Consider the following 19,806-nt stretch of genomic DNA (forward strand, 5'->3'; position numbering starts at 1 on the left):
TCGCGCCGACCCCGCACCGGAGAAAGAGGCTCGCCGCTGCGCCGCCCTCCCCGATCCCGCCATAACTGCCGGTTCACATCAGTTGTTCCTCCAGCCGGGTGCAAAACTGTTCCTCATCATCGAAGCCGGCCATATGCATCCGCATTTCCCATACCAGCTTCTTCATATCGGCCTCGCTAATTTGCAAATCATCGCAAGTGCGCAGTGTCGGGAAAATTTCCCGGAACATCGAGAACCGGGACGATCGCGACAACGTTTCCTCCCCGACCCACTCCGCCGCGGGCTTCAGCGCAGGCAGCGAATACGTGTTGCGGCGAATCGCAAGCTGCGTCTCATAAGACGTCAGGAACTCGACCAGCGTTCGGGCGGCTTCCTGCACTTCGGTGTTCCGGTTGATGCCAAGACCGATATGGACAAGCAGCGTCTTCGGATCGCCCATATGCGGAATCGGCGACAGCTCGAACGGAATCTCCGCATCTTTAAACGAATTAAGCCGGAAATACGTCGTCAAGATGATCGACGCCTTATTCTGCATGAACAGCTGCTCCGTCTCGATATCGCTCCGGATGCTGCCGTCGAACAGAATCGGAAACTTCTCCTTCAATGTACGCGCCAGTCTGAGCAGCTCACTCATCTTGCTCCTGTCGATCCGCCTCTTCCCGCCGCCATCCCGATCGAACGTGAGGCTGTGCTGCAGAAACAGCAGCGGGAAACGGTTAATGGAATAAAACAAGTACGCCAGACTGACCCGCTCCTTCGGAATTTCCAGTCTTGCCGCCAGGTCGAGCATATGCCGCCAGGTCCAACTGCTGTCCGGCTCCGGCACTTGTTTGTCCAGGAAGTGTTCACGGTTATAGCACATCACCACCGGCGAGAATATAAACGGCTGTAACAGCAGCTCCCCTTCCGCCCGAAACGCTTCGGTCAAAAACGGATAAACATCCGGATTCGCCTCCAGCCGCTGGAGACGGCCGAGATTGCCCGTCTCCCTCAGTTCGCGGAATAACGTCTGGTTAATCGTCACAACATCAAGCATCCCGTTATCCATATATTGCGTTATGATGTCGAGCGAATTTGTCGGAAGCACCACCTCCTGCACGTTAATGTGCGGATACAACGTCCGGAAGCGCGCCAGCAGCTCCGGCAGTCCGGTCTCGCCGGGGATCGTGTTCTGATAACACAGCTTTACCGTGACGTTCCCGGCAAGTGCAGGGGCGATCACTTTATTGCCGACCCGCGGTATTTTCTCGATCAAACCTTCGGCTACGAGCACCTCCAAGCCTTTGCGCACCGACTGGTTGCTTAACCGGTACTCGGCGGCCATATCTTTCTCCGGGGGCAAAAACTCCCCGTCGGCTCTTTTGCCGCTTCGAATCTCGCTTCGTAAAAGACCGACCATCTCATCCAACCGCGATTGAAACGTTAATCGGCTGGGACGTTTCCTCATTATAATTCCCCACCATTCCGACTAGCCGGCTGCCGGCCCCATACGGGCGTCCGTGCTCCGCTCGGCCTATTCCCTGTACAAATTGACATCCTTCACGAATTCAACTTTAAATTGATCGTAATGTACATCTTATTTGATGTCAATCAGCAGTCGGACAGGCTCAGCTTGCTTCGTTGCTGCTTCGTTTGCTGCTGTCGTCTTGGTTAACCGCGCCGATTTGCTCACCTTCCGCGCTTGATGTCGGGACAAGATGCTCTTGGGTGTTGATAATCTTGACGGATAGGAAGTCGGAATACGCCTATGCGGTGATGAGCGGGGAAACGTCAGGGATCAGCATACAAATTACATTTTATACTGTAATGCGTTACAAATTATTCATTACTGGCGCTATTGAAATTTAATAACTTTCCATATGTAATTTGTAAGAGGTTTGTTAATTCGAATCATACAGCTATTTTTAAGGTCAGTCAATATATTTTCGATAAAAACAACTGTTTCCCCACCTAAAAGTTGGATTATCCTCCTTCTTGATGTATAAAACTATAAATTATATGAACATCAGAACATCGACTTTTATAGAAAACAAAACAACAATAACAATGATTTACAAATCACAAAAAGTCAATTCTTCTGCAATATCCATCCGAAACCCACAATTCTGATGTATATTTCTTTACTTATCAACTCGGTCGATAGCCACCCCACTTCCTGAAAGCGGCAGCCCGGGTATCCCGAAGCAGGAACCGGCAGCTTGGTATCGAAGAATGTATATCCCGTCCAGGGAATGCAAAGCAACCCCACAATCCGGCCCAGGCGGCTAGGAAAGGAGATGCACGATGACTATTACGATCCGCGAACTACAGGCTGGTGATCCGGACGACTGGCTTCGTCTGGACGATAGCTTTATCGTCGATTCCACCCTCGTCCTCTCCCTTACAGACGGACGAATCGGATACGAGATTGCAGAAGTGCCCGCCTATACGAAACGTTACTCGGACGAACCGTCGCCGTCAGACGAAGAGACCGACTTCTCGGCGTACATCGGCAACCCGGATCAAATCGTTTATTTGGCATACGTGGGAGCGCGCGCAGCAGGCCGGATCATACTGAGACGCAATTGGAACCGCTGCGCCTATATTGAAGACATTCAGGTCGACCGCCTTTACCGCAGACACGGCATCGGCCGCAGGCTGATCGAACAGGCCAAGCGCTGGGCGGCCACAGGCGGGATGCCCGGTCTTATGCTGGAGACGCAAAGCAACAATGTGCGGGCATGCCACTTTTATGAGAGCTGCGGCTTCGAAATCGGCGGTTTCGATACACGACTGTACCAAGGCGTCCGTAAACAAACGAACGAAATTGCATTGTTCTGGTATTTGATGTTCGACTGTTCTGGCATCTGAGTGTTCGACTGATCCGGTATCTGATATTCGATTGCTGTGGTATCTGAGTTCGACTGATCCGGTTTTCGGTGTTCAACTGCTAAGGATCATGTAACCGAAGCTTTTGCCACGACGAATGCTCGGCTATGCGCAAGCTGTGGCTTCTCTTGCGAACAGAAAGTGTTCCGATCTCCAGAACACGCGTACATACTGGCTGCTCTCAAGCGAAAAAGAGTCTTTTGCCCCCTCTATTTTCGGCATATGTAGAAGACAGAAGCGAATAAAGGCGGTTTGCACCCCTATTTCGACCATTCGACTGAGGAAGCACCTTTTTGTGGATTATAGCAGCTTCAAACCACTCTTATTCCCTCATATAAGCTAGTTTCGGACCAATTAAGAGGTACAAACCGCTCCTATTCATCGGCACAAGCAGCCAGAGCTCGGTCCCGGACCGAAACCGAACCGGAGGAGGAGGAAGCTTCTATGTTATTTTTCGATTTGGACGAAGCCGGCTTCAGTCCTACCAGCTTCTCATAAACTGCAAAATACGGCGGATGGTATTCGTCGCAAGTGTGGAAGATGACTCGGCCGCCGCGCTCGAAGCAGTTCGGGCGGATAAACACCGTATCCGAATCGATGACCAGATAAAACTCCTGCTCGCACAGCCGGTCGCCGCTCAGCTTGATAAACTGCTGGAGCAGCCAGCCCGACCGGTCAATGCCGTTCACCGTATAACCGATCTCTTCCTTCGTAATCGGCAGGAGCGCCGACTCTTCGACGTACGTGCACCCGTTCCGTTCGCAATACGCCCGAATCTCGGGATCGGTCGGCGCGACGATATAGACACGCCCGATCGGATGCCGGATGTTGGCTCTGGCGCCGGACACGACATAGGGCAATACTTCCAGATCTTTTCTTACCGTCGGTATGACGATATCAATTTTTGTGCCGCTAGAAGCGGTAGGCGAGGGCAGCAAGGCGAAACCTCCTCCATCGAATGCCAGTTGCCCGGATCGAATCAGCGTGACGCTGGGTTGTCATAAATTAAAGAAATGTTTGTTTTGCACCAGTCCCTGGAACTGGAAATACGCGGTCATCATCGTCCGCGAGGGATGATTCATTTGAAGGATAGCGTCTACTTCGCCCGACTTGACTGCATGTACGAACGACTGCACCTTCCCCGCCAGACCGGAATCGTGATAAGCCTGTACGTGTATCCGGCAATACGGCGCCACCTCGGTCTTCATAATCCGGCACTGATATTCTCCGCCGATCACCAGTACCCGGGGCATACCGCTGCCGCGAACCAGATCCGACTCGCACATTCGGCGGACACAGCAGCGGAGCCTCTCGGTAAACGCGTTTCGCTTGTTGTGATTCGACAGCGAGCTGGCATGAATCCGGTATTCGTACAACACCCGGTCCACCTTCCCGATCGGACCTAGCCGGAACAGCTTCAGCCACAAATCGTAATCGTAGACGATCTTGTAACCGGGATCGTAACCTCCGGCTTGAATAAACTTCGCCCGCGAAATCCATGCGGTGCCGTGGCAAAACGGACATACCGAATAACGATCGCGACGCAGCGCACTTTCGCCTTGGTTCAGCGCCTGCTCGCGCTCCCGCAGCAAGGCCGGGGAGACGTCGGCGTCGCCGAAGCACGATATTTGCGCACCGGCCACGATCAGCTCTGGACGGGCCCGAACATATTCGGCCTGCACCTGAAACCGGTCGGGCATACTGCGGTCGTCCGCATCGTGGATGGCGATCCAGTCCCCGGTCGACTGCCAGACGCCGATATTCAGAGACATCGCGGCGCCGCAATTGTACGGCAGCAGCACTCTCCTCAGCCTCGGGTCCGAAATGGAGCGAAGGATGTCTCTCGTCCGGTCGACAGAACCGTCATCGATTACGATCAGCTCAAAATCCGTATACGTTTGCGCCAGTATGCTGCCGATCGCTTCCTCTACGTATCGCTCGCCGTTGTACACGGCCATCACTACCGATAGCTTCAAGCCCCCGCCTCCTTCGATATGGCCGATCGCCCCGATGGAGCTCACCTGCTTCTTTACGATTATTAGTATGAAAGAGAAAGAGGAAAAGACAGGGCGAAAAAGCCTCCGCTTTTCGGCGGGAGCCGGGGAGACTTTGTTTGTTCGTCCTAATGGGACGGAACGGCGGTAAAGGATCGTTATTATTCAAACTGCCCCTTCTACGAATCGGTATCGGTTCTTTATAATAGGGGGAATCTGATAGAGGAAAGGAGAGACGATCGCGATGCCTCCAGAACGTCCCTGCACCATCCTGGTGACAGGCATTATGGCCAGCGGGAAGTCGACTGTCGCCCAATTGCTCGCCGAACGGCTCGACAACTCCGTCCATATCCGGGGAGATTTATTCCGGAGAATGATCGTAAATAACCGCAAAGAAATAACTCCGGACTCCGGGCAGGACGAGATGGAGCAGTTGCGGCTGAGATACCGCCTGGCGGCCCAGACCGCGGACACTTACCGGGAAGCCGGATTCAACGCCGTTGTACAGGATGTCGTGGTCGGCCGCGTGCTTGACGATTTTATTTCCTATGTCCGCCACCGCCCGCTCTATGTGGTCGTGCTGTGTCCGAGCCCGGCTGCCGTCGCCTCAAGAGAAGCCGCCCGTTCCAAAAAAGGATACGGCGAATGGACGGTGGAAGCGCTGGACGCCGTGCTGCGCAACGAAACGCCGCGGATCGGCATGTGGCTCGACTCGTCCGATCTGACGGCCGAGGAGACAGCCGCAAGTATCGTAAAGCGCATTTGGCGGGAAGGGTTAATTTCAGACCGTTAAAGGTTCGCAGGGTAAAGGAAAAAAAGCGCTCCAGAGGAAGCGGAAGGACCGCAGCTCTGCAGCGCTTTATTGGTAACCGTTGCACGTATCGATTCGCAGCTCCGCGTTCGTCTATCGCCCATCAAGCGGAAAGCTTCGTCTCCGCCGGACGAATGAATTTGGCGATTACGCCGTGCTTGGGCGAACAGAGGAAGCTGAAGGCAAACAGGAGGCCCGTCGAGAACGCCATCGATCCGGAGATCGACGTATCCAGCCAAGTCGCGATATAATAGCCGGTTATGGCCGAGATGACGCCGAACAACCCGCTGAGAATCAGCATAACCGACAACCGGTCGGTCCATAGGTATGCCGCCGCCGCAGGCGTAATCAGCATGGCGACCACCATGATCGCGCCTACCGCGTCGAAGGCGGCAACGGTCGTCACCGAGACGAGCGACATGAACACGTAATGCATCAGCACGGCCGGTATTCCCAGACTTGCGGCGAGCGCGGGATCGAAGGACGTAATTTTCCACTCTTTATAAAACGCAAGTATCGCCACCAGCACAACAATCAATACAATCGACAGGATGAATACCGCTTCCGGTATTTCCCCGATCAGAGGCAGTTCGATTTTTTCCCACGGAATAAACGTAATCTCACCCATCAGCGTATGCTTGACGTCGAGGTGCGCGTTCCCGACCTTCGTAGCGATCAGGACGACGCCGATCGCAAACAGGGTGGTGAATACGACTCCGATCGAAGCTTCCTGCTGGACGCCGCGCGCATGAAACCATTGCACGAGCACAGAGGTCAGCAGTCCGGCTGCAATCGCCCCGATCAGCATATGGATGCCGCTCAGTTCCCGGGTGACCAGGAATGCCGTAACGATGCCAAGCAAGACCGTATGGCTGATCGCATCCGCCATCATCGCCATCCGGCGCAGGACGAGCAGGACGCCGATAAATCCGCAGGACAGTCCGACCAGCGATGCAGTTAATAGAATCCAGCCTGCGTAGCTCATTTGGTCACCCCCCCGTCCAGTACTGTCTGACCCGCCATCGGTTGCAGCAAACGTTTCTTCTGCGCGCGCTGCTGCAAGTACGTCACGATCAGTCCCTTGCGCAGTCCGAACGCCAACGAAAAGACGAACAGGGTCGAAGCGGCTATGACGATGAACGGACCTGTCGGCCAGCCTTTGCCTGCGGCGCTGATCAGCGTGCCCGTCATTCCGGCTCCTCCGCCGAACAGACCGGAGAGGACCACCATCCATTTAAAGGAATTCGTCCAATACCTGGCGCTAACGGCCGGTATAATGAGCAGAGCCGCCATGAGGATGACGCCTACCGCCTGAATGCCGATGACAATGACCAGCACCAGAACCGCCATATAGATGCTGTTCATCAAGCGGCTGGACAAGCCGAGTCCTTTGGCAAAGGCGGCATCGAACAGAAACAGCTTCCACTCCTTGTAGCCGATCACGGCGACCAGCATCACGAGCAGCGCCAGCACCGACATCGTCACTACGTCCTTACTGACCATCGATGCCGCCTGGCCGAAAATAAAGCTGTCCAGTCCGCTCTGGCTGCCCCCCGCCGTCCGGTTGACGAACGTCAGCAGCATAATGCCGAGTCCGAAAAACACGGATAAGATAATGCCCATCGCCGCATCCTCCTTCACGCGCGAGGATGAGCGGATCCAATGAATCAGCAGGGCCCCGAGCAAGGCGCTGACCGCGGCTCCGGCGATCATGACCGACAAATTTTTGGAGCCCATAATGGCGAATCCGACAATCACTCCGGGCAGCGCCGCGTGAGACAACGCATCGCTCATCAGGCTTTGCCGCTTCCAATAGGAGAAGCAGCCGATGATCCCGGCTGCCGTGCCCAATATTAATGTACTTAATAACACCCACTGCGCATTGTGCGACAACATCGTGATCATCCGAACTTCTCCCCCATCCATCGAAGCGTGCCGCCGTAGGTACGGTAAATGTTTTCTTTGGTAAAGGTATCCTGCGTCGCGCCGTGGGCGACGACGGTCCGGTTCAACAGCAGCACGTGATCGAAGTAGTCTTCCACCGTCTGCAGGTCGTGATGGACGACCATAACGGTTCTTCCCTTGCTCTTCAGCTTCTTCAGCGTATCCATGATGGCGCGTTCCGTCGCTGCGTCGACGCCGGCCAGCGGCTCGTCGAGGAAGTAAAGCTCCGCGTCCTGCACGAGCGCGCGGGCGAGAAACACCCGCTGCTGCTGCCCGCCGGACAACTGGCTGATCTGCCGTCCGGCATAAGCTTCCATCCCCATCTCGGCCAGCGCATTCAACGCCAGCTCCCTGTGCGTGCGTCTCGGCCATTTTAGCCAGCCGATCTGCCCGTACAGTCCCATCATGACGACATCCAGCGCATTGGTCGGGAAATCCCAGTCTACCGAACCGCGCTGCGGAACGTAGCCGATCCGGGACTTCGCTTTGCTGTAGGTCGTTCCGAAAAAGGAGACCGATCCGGAAAGTCTGGGGTGCAGCTCCAGCATCACCTTGAGCAGCGTCGACTTCCCCGCTCCGTTAGGGCCTACGATACTGGTCATCGTCCCCGGCAGCACTTGAAACCGCACCTGGTCGAGCACCTGATTTTTGCGATACGAGGCAGACAAGCCGTTTACGTTCAGTACCGGAGTCATCTCACTCACCCTTTCCGCTTAACGCTTTATAGATCGTATCGACGTTGTGACGGTACATGCCGATATACGTGCCTTCCTTCGTCCCCGCATCGCCCATGGCGTCGGAGAACAGCTCTCCTCCCAGCTTCACGTCAAGCCCTTGCTTCTTGGCGCCTTCGATTACAGCCTTAATGGATGCAGGGTTGATGCTGCTTTCCACGAATACGGCAGGAACTTTGTGCTTGACCAAAATTTTGATCGTATCCTCGATGTCGGTCAGGCCGATTTCCGCTTCCGTGCTCAAGCCTTGCAGACCGACGACCTGGATGCCCTGCATGCGGCCGAAGTAGCCGAACGCGTCGTGCGCCGTTACGAGCACCCGTTTTTCTTTCGGGATTTGCGTCAGTTTCTCCTTGGCTTCCTTCTTCAGATCGTCCAGCTGCTGGAAATACTTCGTTTTGTTCGCTTCGAAATAATCGGCGTTTTCCTTCGATGCCTTCTTCAGCTCTTCGGTCGCGGCTCCGATCGCCTGCTTCCACAGATCGATGTCGAACCAGATATGCGGGTCGGTCGCGCCTGCCTCGTCCTTCAGCAGCTTCTCCTTCGGGAGCGTCTCGCCGATCGCGAGCACCGGCTTTTTCTTGCCGATCTCGGCGAACACTTTCACCATATTCGCCTCCAGATGCAAACCGCTATAGAAAATGATGTCGCCGCTCTCCAGCTTCTTAATATCTCCTTGCGTGGCCGTGTACAGATGCGGGTCGACTCCGGGACCCATTAAGCTCTGGACGTTGACCTTGTCGCCGCCGATAACGGAGATCGGCTCGGCGATCTGGGCAATCGTCGCAATGACGTTAAGCTTGCCTGCGACGGTTGATCCGCCCGGCTGGCCTGCCGTATGTTTCGAATCGGATGCGCACGCCGTTACGACCACAGATAAAGCCAGCAACAATCCGATCCCCCATAATTTCGATGTCTTCAGCATAGTTCTCACCACTTTCTTGTTCCTCCTTTATTTGCCGTCAGGCATGAATATGTAACTTGTACCCCGACAAATATTTTTCCCTAGGGCAAAATTTATTGTTATATACAAATTAATTGTCCACGAGCAATTTGTCAATACTTTTTGCAAACATTCCGATAAACCAAAAAGTGAAAATTGCTTGGAACGACGGGAACTTCCGCATTTGCCTAAGGGAAACATAGTTTACCCGCCCAAAAATTATTTTTCCGGGCTTTATCGCACAGCGGTTCCGCTGCCGGAGGGACGAGACGTGTTCAGGTCGCGGAAGGAATGAATCGGGGAAATGCAACCCGGCGGCGGCTCACTCACCCGCTATTCCGATCGGGCAAGACTGCAGCCCGGACGTCCCAATAAGACGCTCCACGGTGACGCCGACGACCGCTTTTCTGCGCGCGGTTAAAAAAGTTGGCATAGGGAAACACTAAGGCCATCATATGCTGCTGCGGAGGATCGGATGATATACTTGTACAGCGCCGGGCTTTTATTCACTGGATTAACCGTCATTAACGCGATCTTCTCTTATCAGAGCAAGCAGATCGATCCTCACTTCTGGAGTACGTTCAAGTTTCAGACCCTGATGCTCCCCTTGTTTCTACTCGCCAACCTGTGCATCGGGTACGGGGTCCGGTTCGGGTACAAAGCGACTCACCAGCTCAGTTATGTGCTTGTGGCGGCCAAGTGTATGGAGATTCTGATTTCCTTGCTGATGGGGTATTGGTTCTTCAAGGAGACTACCAGTTGGAAAACATGGGCCGGCCTGGGTCTGATTGCGGCGGGCGTCGTTCTGGTCAAGCAGAAGTAGAATTGGGACCGGGTCGGGAGGATTGAGGATTGAAGACTGGGGAATGAAGACGGACCGCCGCGTGCACGGAATTTCCGCATACAAGGCAAGGGTCACTATCAGGTTACGTTCGGCAACTGCGGCTGCCGATGGACGGTTTTCTCAACGGCACAAAGCCCAAGCACCCTTCCGGTGCTTGGACTTTGTGAATAACAGCCGAACCGCCAGCCACCCGCAAAACACGCAGCCGCCCTAACGCGTTCGTTTCTAATCGGGGTGCTCTTGCGGGGGCTCTTGCAGCAGGACGCCCTCATACTTTCCGGCTTTCAAACCGTGAGATTCGCCACTCCGGCCTCGTCGTGACCGCCCCCGCTGCCGCCCAACCGGTCCAGCAGCTGCTCCAGCCGCGCAGCCACCCCTTCCTCGGTCTCCAGCCCCGACCAGTACAGCTTCGCTTCCGCATACACCGCATCCAGCTCCTTGATCGACATATTCAAGGCGCCGAACGTCCGGAACGCCGGAATAATATCGCGATACATATGGAAGCGCGACGGCCGGTACATCGACTCCTTGCCCGTCCATTCCGCCGCCGGCTTGAGACTCGGGATGCTTAACGTTTTCTGCCGGATCATCAGCTGCGCTTCGTACGAGACCAGGAAATCGACGAACAGCTTGGCGCTGTCCTTCACTTTGGAGGAGGCGTTGACCGCCAGCCCGATCGTCATCAGCAGCGTCTTCGGGTCGTTCAGATACGGCAGCGGCGCCACGTCGTACTCCAGCCCTTCCGGCCGCTCGTGATGATTCAAGCTCAGATAAGTCGTCATAATCATCGATACTTTGCCCCGGAAAAACAAATCCTCCGCATCGGCGTCCCTCTCCGACAGAAACAACGGAAACCCCTTCTGCATATGAATCAGCTTGCGGCAAGCCCTCAAGCTGTCGAGCAGCTGCGTGCCGCCGATGGAGAACCGGTTCCGCTCGTCGCGGTCGAAGCGAATGCCGCTCTGCAGCAGAAATACCGGCCACCGGTTGCTCGACGGGAAGTGAAAATAAAAGCCCAGTCTCTCGTTCTCCACCGCCAGCTTCGACGCCTGTTCGAACAACACGTCCCAGCGCCAGCCGCTGTCCGGCTCCAGCACGCCTTTCTCGCGGAAATGATCCTTGTTGTAGCACAGGATGAGCGGCGTAAACAGAAACGGCTGCCCCTTGAGCTGCCCGTCGTCCGTAGTCATGATGTCAGTCAGAAACGGATAAATATTCGGATTCGGCTCCAGCGCCTCCAAATAGTCAAGACCGTCGTTGCGCTTGAAGTCATCATATCCGTTGTAGTTCATCGTGAACACGTCGACCGCTTCCTCTTCGATCAGCTGCTTGACCGTACGGAACGTATTGATCGCCCCGCTATAGGTGACGAATTCTACGCGAATGCCGGGATGACGCTTGTGGAATTCGGCAACCAGCGTCTTCATTGCAGCTTCCTTAGGCAGCGAAGTATGGCAGGCAAACTTCAGCACCACCGTCTCGCTCCGGGCGTACCGCGCCACCTTGTTGCCCACCCGCGGAATTTTCTCGATCAGCCGCTCGGCGACCAGCACTTCCAGCCCCTGACGCACCGACTTGTTGCTGAGCCGGTGCTGCTTGGCATACGCTTTTTCCGATGGAAGGAAATCTCCTTCCCGCAATACTCCTTGTACAATATCGCTGCGAATCTCGTCGACCAGTTTTTCCAGTCGGGCGTGAAACGTTTTACGGCTCGGTTTCTCGTTCATGTTAATCCCGCCATCACTGTTCGTTAGTTTTCTTATCTCTTCAATATAACATAAGGATACACCGGCCGTTAACGAAGAAATGGGAATGAAAAACGCTTGACCGCCCGTTCCCGCGCCGGCACACAGGTGCAGGCGCGCATAAACGGACGAATCAAGCGGCAATCTAAAAAAGAATCCGGAAAAGAATCCGGTCAGCGCCGGTAACGGTACACGTCTCCGTTCTCCAGCACGACCCATGGTTTAGGCTGCGCCTCTCCCGCCCGGATGGCCGCGACGGGATGCTTGAACCGGGTCTTCTTGGCGATCTCGCCCTGGTCGGACAACTGAACCAACAAACCGCGGTCCACAGCCGCCCAATACTCGGTTACGCCGCCGCTGCTCCAGCCGTCCACATGCTGCACCCGGTCTTCCAGCGCCTTGCGGAACCGGACCGTGCCGTCTGGATTCAGCGCGTAGAACTGGAAGCCGTCCGAGCCGGCCAAAATCTCAGGCACTCCGTCCCCGTTGTAATCGCCATGGCGGATCGCATTCACTTCACCGCCGACGTTCCGCTGCCACAGCTCCTGCAGCTTCCCGCTATACCCGGCCAGACGTACTTCATTTTGCTTCGTTCCCATCAGGAAAGCGGGCAACCCTCCGCTGCCGCCCTGCTCCAATACGTCCGCCACCTTCCAGCCCGGACCGCCGCCGCTGCCGCCGCGGGTAACGACGCGTTCGTTCCAGTACGCGTAATACGCATATTCCAGTGCGTAGACGCCCTCCTCCTTGCCATCGCCGTCAAAGTCAGCAAACGCCATATCTTCGATTCCGTAATAATACAACAAGTCCTCGTATTGAAGCGTTCCGTTCGCATCCAATCCGTAAATGTACCGGTACTGCGTGCCTACCATCACCCAAGGAGGTTGATCAGCTCCGTTCACATGCGCGACCCGGACGTTCGTGACGCCGAGCAGATTCCCCTTGCGTTCGCGCTGTGCGGCTCCGCTCGGGAATACGTAGCTCCACAGCTCCTGGCCCTGCGCATTCAGCGCATGCACGTGCCAGTTCTCCGTGGCGACGAATACAACCGGCTGCCCGTTCAACTGCTGGATCGTCACTTCGTTGACGCGCCCGGCGGCCGCGAAGCTCCACATCACCTGACCGGCATCGTCGATCGCCCTCACCGCGCCCTGAATACCTCCGAGCACCAGCTCCTCCTTGCCGTCTCCGTTCAGTTCGCCCCATGCGCTGTCCGTCACTTGTTCGGGGAACCGGTGTACCCGCTGCCAGTCGGCCAGCCCTTCCGGATGATCCGGTCTCGGCTTTTTCCACTCCCGCGGGTTTTCCCGATCCTTCACCTCCCGCTCCAGCCGCTGCAGCATCTGCTTCGACCAGACCGCCGTACCGGAATCAAGCGCTTCCTCCCGGACCGGTTCGCCCTGGGCATCGTAGACGACCCGGTCTTTGCGCAGCGAATGCGTCGTCCACTCTCCGCTGGCGGTATCCATCGAGAACATAACGGGCTGTGCGAACGCCAGCGTCTGCGAGCCGATCCGGATCTGGGTCGCCTCGGCCGCCAGCAGCTTTCCTTCGCCGATCAGATGGAACTTCCCGTCCGAAGCGAAATCGCTGCTCGTCAGCGCTGATTGGACGGCCAGCCATTGCTCTCCCTGCTGACGGATTTCCAGCGTCGTTTCGTTCAGCCGCCGCGTCTGAAGTGCGGGACCGCTTTTACGGCTGGACAGTACATTGATAAAGCCGGTCTTCTCACCCGCCTCATACCCGCGCTCCTCAAACACTTCGCTGAGCACCGTTTCCTGATCGGCATACGGATACGGGTAATCGGACTTCCAATATTTGCGGAAATGACCGTACCGGTCCTGCGTGCGCAGATCCGAAGCGTCCAGACTGTCGATCGACATCGTCACGCCCTGCTGCTCCGCTTCGAAGCGGTCGCCGCCGCGAATATTCGGCGTCCCCAGTGTCTGCCACAGATTTTTCAGAACGTAGTCGCCGGCTTCGTTTACCGTGACATCGTCGTAAATCACATAAAAGCTGCCGTTCGGACTTACAACCGAGCGCTGCCAGTCCGTTCCGTTGTAATTCGGCACGATGCTGCGGCTAAGTCCGATGCCGTCAATGTCCGCCGACCACTGCAGCTCGGCAAGCGGCGGCTTCTTCCGCTGCTCCCCGTCCTTCGTGACGACAAGCCCGGTATGATGCTCCGGCGTATTCTCGATATAATCCCGGTCGGTCAGGAACAGCCTGCCGTTCGCCGTATAATTGAGAATCGCGTTGCCGTCCTGATGGCCGTGCGCTCCGGCCGAGAAGCCGTCCAGAATCAGATAGCTGTCATCCAGCCCGAACCCTTCGCGGAACGTCAGCTTATGGAACGTATCCTCCAGCGCCACGTCAAGCGGCGCCTGCTCCTTCTCCCTCAAGTCGTCATAGATGCCCGGCTCGATGGAGGACGCCTGCACCCTCGGGTATGTTCCTTCCGGCGGACCGGCCGACTCGTCCGGCTTCACCGCCATATACCGGTGGATCGGATAGTCCAGATCGCCCATCCGCTGATCCGGGAACGGTCCGGTTCTCGCCCGCTCCAGCAGAAACCGGTAAAGCGGATCGCCGTACAGCCACGTCGCGGCGTTCATCACTTGGGAGTGTCCCCACGAGAACCCGCTGCTGCTGTAGCCGAACGGATACGTGTCCCCGCCGCCGGCCATCACGCCCAAATTATCGATCATCAGCGCATTCAGATCGGCGCTCGGACGCAGGCTCCGCTGCATGAAATCCAGATTTCCCGTCGCCATCGCGTAATCGATATTCGTCATCGGCACGTGCATCAGGTAATCCGAGCCTTCGTCCAGGCTTATGTACGACGTATTTCCCGTGAAGATCCGTTCGCCCAGCTGCCTCCATCCCGAAGCTTCGGCCAAGCTGTAATAACGGAGGAAATAATCGCTCCCCGCGATCAGCGACAAGGCCGGGAAAATCTGATGGTTCCAGCGCGGACCGCTGGCCGCGGCTCCTGTCACGTAGCCGTCTCTCGCATTGGCCTCGAACGTCAGGTACAGCGCGGAGACGATCTGCTTGCGCTCGAGCGGCGTGAACAGCGGCGACGCCTCCATGATGGTCCAGTTCTGAATGAACGTGTCGCCGTCCGTCCACATGTTCGATCTTTCGTTCAGCTGCGCCTTCGCCTCCGCCGGATGCCGGTTCAGGAAAGACGCATACCCTTTGAGCAGCTTGCGGTACACTTCGCCGAAGCCCGGATTGCCGGTCAACTGGTAGTTTTCGCCGTAGATTTTGATCGCCGACAGTACGGAATGCAAAGCTTTGGCATCCGTCTCGTTGTTCGCCGTCGGCTTCAGCTTCGACAGGCGCGTCCCCGCAGCGGCCAGCGCCGACTGAATATCGGCGGGGCTTGGGTCGCCGTCATATTGCAGATAGGAAGCCGCCTGATCGGACAGCTTCGCTTCCACCAGCCAAGGGAGCTCCGCGGTCGTCTGCTGACCGATAATCTCCAGCAGCCGGTCGACGCCAAGCGCCGCTCCCGCCGTATCTCCCGCTCCGACGATAATCGTATTGCCGCCGAGACCGAACGGGTCGATCACCGTCAGCAGCTGATACCCGCCGTCCCCGGGATAGACGGCGTCGGCATACGACGCGCGCATCCCGTACAGCCGGGCAAGCAGGTCGTTATTGCCGAGAGAGCCGAGCAGCAGCGTATTGCCGGTCCAGCCGTCGCGGAACCGATCGCGGTCCGGCGCCGCCATAACGGCCTGAATGCCCCATCTCGTCTGGAGCGCCGTGGCGATCCGCTCGCCGAGCGCCCGCCATTCCTGACCGGCCGGCACGACGATCTTCAGCCCGTGCAGATCCGTCGTCCGCTGCAGAGGACGCAGCGGCAAATCTTTGTACGGCGGCACATCGTTCGGATCAAGCACATTCACGTCCAGCATCGCCTGCGCACCTCCGTATACAGCGGCTATCACGGTCGCCCCCGGCGATACGCCGGTCACGATACCGCCGCTTGCCGTCGCAATTCCGGGATTTGCAGACGTATAGTTCACCGTCCCACCATCCATTACGCGTACATCTCCATTCGTATAACTGCCCAGCATATGCACCTTCTTCGTCTGCCCCGCCACCACCTGCACGGACTCCGGATCGGCCCGAAGACCGATCAGGCTGCCGGGATCGGCAAGCGCGGCATCGCGTATCCGGACGTTATCGACATAAAACGTGCCGAGACCTGTCGAGATCGTCGCAAACCGGAACACGTTCACCATCGAGGCCGTCGTATCCCGAAAGCCGGTATCCTGGCGGAACATCAGCAAGCCATTTTCACTTTGCACCGTGATCGTCTTTTTGCCTGCCGCCGCGTCAAAGTCGACCCGGAACCGGTACCATTTCCCCGGTTCGTACGTCTCGCTCGAATAAGACCGGGTCGCCCCGTCATAATATTCGATCGTCCGGTTCGCCAGCAGCCCGATCCACTCGACCGGCTTCGTCCCTTGCGGGCCCGCGCTTTCCAGCAGCATGACCAGCCGGTCGGCGGTGTCCGCCTTCACCCACCACTCGACGCTGCCGCGTTCGATCGGATCGAACGACACCCGCGCTCCCATCGCCTTCGTCTTGTCGTTATCGGCGATCTTCATCGTCTTGGCGCCACTGACCGCATACACCTGATCGGTCACCGTCACCTCCGGCCCGGCATTCGTCCAGCCGTGCTGTCCGTTCAAGGGGCCTACTGCGAAATTTTCAAAATCGTAAAACAGCTCGCCTGCCGCTCCTGCTCCCCGGACCTCCGCCGGACCGAGTCCGATACCGGCGCCGAAGCCGCCGAATACGACGGCGACCGCAAGCAGAATGCTTAGTGCCGCCTTCGCCGTCCGCAAACGTACGCCGCGCTGTCCTGTGCTTCCCATCCTTTTCCCCTCCGATCACTTGGAAAGCCGCTTCTCCCCTTCGCGGGGGCGAAGCTCCTTAAGCGGTCCACGCCTGGATCAGCACGGCCGCATCCGCGCTTAAACGTTCCGATGCCGCCGCCGATATGAGCCCCTGCTGCAAAACAGCCGGGTCCTGAATATGGCTGACGAAGTCCTGCATGTAGGCAGCCGCCTGCCCCGCCGCCCCTTGCCCCAGCAAGATGCCGATAATATTCAGACGGTACTTCAGCTCGGCGGCGAACGTGCTGTTCATGCCGCCCGCGGCTTGATAGGAATCGACCGCGGCCCGCATCGAGTCCAGGCTTACTTCCTCCTCTTCCTGCGGCAGCGTATACTTCCACAGATTCGCATCGTTCGCCATATACAAATTGCCCAGATGGTCCTGCGTCAAATAATTGCCCGCGCCGGTTTTGATCCGGAAAAACTCCATCGTGTCCGGCTTGATCATAAACAGCGTCTTTTGCCGGTTCGTCCCGTACACATTGCCGTCCTTGCCGACCTCCAGGAATGCGTCGACCCATACCGTGCCGGTGCCGTACCGTCCGAGTCTCGCCGCTTTGTAGACAATTTGCTGCGTATCCGGATCGAACTTGAAGATCGTATCCTCCGCCACGCCCCAGATCAGGCCGTCCGGGCCGTCCAGCAAGCCGCTCACGACTTTGCGGCCGGGGACCGGTACGATCTCGAATACTTTGCTGTTCGTCGCCGTATCGAATACGAACAGCTTGCCTTCCGTCTCCGACGGCCCACTCGTGCCAAGACCGCCGTAAATCGTCGTTCCGCCGTAGATGAGGCCGTCCCGGTGCGCCAAGGAAACGACCCCCTGGTCGTGCACGATATCTTTGTGCACCTGCACTTGCCGGGTCGGCACGTCATATACCGTCAGCGCCCCACTCAGCGAACCGTAATCGGGGACGGAGCCGACATACAGCTTGGAGAGCGAGTCGACGCCGACCATCGCGAACGGACGGTCCTGGCCGTGGCTGACCAGCTCGGCTACCCTTCGCGGATTCGCGGACGTCCACGGTGCGGTCGGATCATATTCGTGCACCCTCGCATTCCCGTACGTGCCGATATACAGCTTGTTGTTGACGCTCGCCACCGATTCGACCTGGCCGAACTGCTGCACGTCCGTGAACGTGCCGTCCGCCGGACGATAGGATGTAAAGCCGGTAGCCCCCAAGTAACCGCCGATGTATATATTGCCGTCATAGCCGGTATGCAAACTTTGAATCAGAATCGGGGAGCCGTAATTGTCGACTTTTAGAGTAGACAGATTGCCGGTTTGCTTGTTGTTGAAAAAGATCTGGCCTTTCTCGCTAAAACCGACAAACGTATACCCCGGCCACTGCGGATCGTTCAGCTGCAGAAATTTGCCGTCGAAAAAGTTGAACGCTCTCGCGTTCGGGTCCGCAAACTCTACAGCAAACGTTTTGGTCACCACGTTATACGAGCGCAATACGTAGCCACCGAAATAAATATTCTGATCGTCGCCCGGCATAACCGCCAGCGTCCTCGATCCCATGCCGAGACCGTTCGGGTCGTAATATTCGACCGTCTCCGTGGCGACATCCACGATCAGCAGGTGATCCGGCTTGTTCAGCCTGACGAACAGCTTGCCGAGCGCATAACCCATATTGGTAGCAAAATCGTAGTTTGTGTAAGCGGCGGGAAGGAGGGTCTGCAAAATTTCTTCGTGAGTCCCGGTGGCCAGATCGATCTTGACGATCCCCGCCGTCACCCCTCCGACGCCTGCATACACGACGTTGTTGTCGCCGTCGTAAGCGATGGAGCGGACGTATTTCTCCGTCGGATGTACCCGGCCGAGATCGTTTACCTGATTGGTCGCCGGGTCGTACTCGAACACGTGCGCATTCGGATACGTGCCGGCATAGATTTTACCGTCCGCACCGGCCACCAGCGCCCAGATGTGCGTCTCCGCGCCCAGCCGTCCCAGATCGACGATACTGTCGCTGCCCGGCGTGTATTGATACAGATGGCCGTCATAATGAGTGCCCGCATAGATTTTACCGTCGCTTGCCGCCTTGACGCCCCACGCTCCGGTGACGCCGGGCATCGGGATCGTCTTGATCACATCAGCAGAGAGCAGGTCGACTACGGCAAATACCGTGCTGTCGTTGGCGCCCTTCACCACCGTATACGCGACATCCTTGCCCTGCTCCCGTCCGATCGCGGCGTCCTGATTAATGAAATTCATAATCGGCTGTCCCAGAGACTCGAACGTACCGATCGGATTCACTTCCACCTTCACATCGTCGATATGACCCGCCCCCTGTCCTGTCGTTGAAGAATACAGCAGCACCGAAGCCGTCACCGCATCCGCCGGAGCGATGCCGGATACGCCGCCCTTCACCCATTCCCCTGCGGAGAGATCCACTCCGGCCGAAGTGTTCGCCACCCGGGTTCCGGCTTCATTAAAAAACTGCAAATAGATGGACAGCGCCCCGCGCTCCACCTGAAACATAGCCGACGCCGAATAAGCGGTCCCCGGGACGATCGCGAACTTGTCGCTCTCCACCCCAAGCGCCGCCGTAGGAGACAAGTCATCCAGATGAAGACTGAAGCTCCCGCTATACTTGGACGTACTCGTAATCCCGTACGTAGCCGCAGCCACGCCGTTGCCGTACGTTTGCCTCCAGCCCGGAATCACGCCTCCGGGAGCTTGCTGCTCGAACCCTGCGTTCACAATCGCTATCGCCGGAGAGCTGGCCAATCCGGCCTTGCCCGGCACCATAACCGAGATGAGGCACAGCAGCATGGCCAGACAGCAGATGAGGCCGTTTTTAGCCCCGTTTCGAACGTACATAAGCGAATCCCCACTTTCCTGATTAAGTTCCGGGATGCGATTCGTCGATGTCGTCATGGTGTTGGCAGCTTTCACATGCGGACAAGCCTAGCCGGCACCCGTCAGCCCCGTTGGTCGAAAAGCCGCACGTGTCATCCTTTTCGTTCAGGACTGGACGGCACCTCAGACAAACTTGTTGGT

13 protein-coding genes are annotated in these 19,806 nt (G+C 57.0%); 3 read left to right on the forward strand and 10 right to left on the reverse strand.

What is annotated here, in order from left to right:
- Positions 1 to 73 precede the first annotated feature (73 nt).
- On the reverse strand, positions 74 to 1,447 hold the full coding sequence (locus IDH45_RS11045; RefSeq protein WP_190927513.1) for an extracellular solute-binding protein: 1,374 nt from the start codon (positions 1,445 to 1,447) through the stop codon (positions 74 to 76).
- Positions 1,448 to 2,283: 836 nt separating this feature from the next.
- On the opposite strand from IDH45_RS11045, the gene IDH45_RS11050 reads away from it, so the two are divergent.
- Complete coding sequence (locus IDH45_RS11050; protein ID WP_190927515.1) at positions 2,284 to 2,850, forward strand: GNAT family N-acetyltransferase; 567 nt, start codon at positions 2,284 to 2,286, stop codon at positions 2,848 to 2,850.
- Positions 2,851 to 3,242: 392 nt separating this feature from the next.
- Here IDH45_RS11050 and IDH45_RS11055 read toward each other — a convergent pair whose 3' ends face one another.
- Positions 3,243 to 3,806: a DUF6492 family protein gene (locus tag IDH45_RS11055; protein WP_190927517.1), complete on the reverse strand. Its 564-nt coding sequence runs from the start codon at positions 3,804 to 3,806 to the stop codon at positions 3,243 to 3,245.
- Between the two features lie 60 nt (positions 3,807 to 3,866).
- Positions 3,867 to 4,844, reverse strand: a complete 978-nt coding sequence (locus tag IDH45_RS11060) for a glycosyltransferase family 2 protein (RefSeq protein WP_190927519.1) — start codon at positions 4,842 to 4,844, stop codon at positions 3,867 to 3,869.
- Positions 4,845 to 5,106: 262 nt separating this feature from the next.
- Between IDH45_RS11060 and IDH45_RS11065 the strand changes: the two genes are divergently transcribed.
- Entirely contained in the window at positions 5,107 to 5,655 is a 549-nt protein-coding gene (locus IDH45_RS11065; protein WP_190927521.1) for an AAA family ATPase, read from the forward strand.
- Positions 5,656 to 5,776: 121 nt separating this feature from the next.
- On the opposite strand, the gene IDH45_RS11070 is transcribed toward IDH45_RS11065, so the two are convergent.
- From IDH45_RS11070 to IDH45_RS11085, 4 genes are read right to left on the reverse strand one after another with little or no spacing between them, the layout of a single operon-like run.
- On the reverse strand, positions 5,777 to 6,658 hold the full coding sequence (locus IDH45_RS11070; RefSeq protein ID WP_190927522.1) for a metal ABC transporter permease: 882 nt from the start codon (positions 6,656 to 6,658) through the stop codon (positions 5,777 to 5,779).
- On the reverse strand, positions 6,655 to 7,578 hold the full coding sequence (locus IDH45_RS11075) for a metal ABC transporter permease (protein WP_190927524.1): 924 nt from the start codon (positions 7,576 to 7,578) through the stop codon (positions 6,655 to 6,657). Before IDH45_RS11075 ends, IDH45_RS11070 begins: the two co-directional genes overlap by 4 nt.
- Positions 7,575 to 8,312 (reverse strand): metal ABC transporter ATP-binding protein, encoded by a 738-nt coding sequence (locus tag IDH45_RS11080; RefSeq protein WP_190927526.1) that lies wholly within the window; start codon positions 8,310 to 8,312, stop codon positions 7,575 to 7,577. Before IDH45_RS11080 ends, IDH45_RS11075 begins: the two co-directional genes overlap by 4 nt.
- 1 nt (position 8,313) lies before the next feature.
- Positions 8,314 to 9,276 carry a metal ABC transporter solute-binding protein, Zn/Mn family gene (locus IDH45_RS11085; RefSeq protein ID WP_190927621.1) on the reverse strand — a complete coding sequence of 321 codons (963 nt, stop codon included), beginning with the start codon at positions 9,274 to 9,276 and terminating at the stop codon, positions 8,314 to 8,316.
- Positions 9,277 to 9,769: 493 nt separating this feature from the next.
- Here IDH45_RS11085 and IDH45_RS11090 point away from each other — a divergent pair, with 493 nt between their 5' ends.
- Complete coding sequence (locus IDH45_RS11090) at positions 9,770 to 10,117, forward strand: hypothetical protein (RefSeq protein WP_190927528.1); 348 nt, start codon at positions 9,770 to 9,772, stop codon at positions 10,115 to 10,117.
- Between the two features lie 305 nt (positions 10,118 to 10,422).
- On the opposite strand, the gene IDH45_RS11095 is transcribed toward IDH45_RS11090, so the two are convergent.
- The 3 genes from IDH45_RS11095 to IDH45_RS11105 form a co-directional block, all read right to left on the reverse strand.
- Complete coding sequence (locus tag IDH45_RS11095) at positions 10,423 to 11,865, reverse strand: extracellular solute-binding protein (protein ID WP_190927530.1); 1,443 nt, start codon at positions 11,863 to 11,865, stop codon at positions 10,423 to 10,425.
- Between the two features lie 191 nt (positions 11,866 to 12,056).
- Positions 12,057 to 16,778 (reverse strand): Ig-like domain-containing protein, encoded by a 4,722-nt coding sequence (locus tag IDH45_RS11100; protein ID WP_190927532.1) that lies wholly within the window; start codon positions 16,776 to 16,778, stop codon positions 12,057 to 12,059.
- A 58-nt stretch (positions 16,779 to 16,836) separates the two neighbouring features.
- Entirely contained in the window at positions 16,837 to 19,626 is a 2,790-nt protein-coding gene (locus tag IDH45_RS11105; protein WP_190927534.1) for a PQQ-like beta-propeller repeat protein, read from the reverse strand.
- Positions 19,627 to 19,806 lie beyond the last annotated feature (180 nt).

This window comes from Paenibacillus oceani, assembly GCF_014705615.1.
Taxonomy (GTDB): Bacteria; Bacillota; Bacilli; order Paenibacillales; family NBRC-103111; genus Paenibacillus_AB; species Paenibacillus_AB oceani.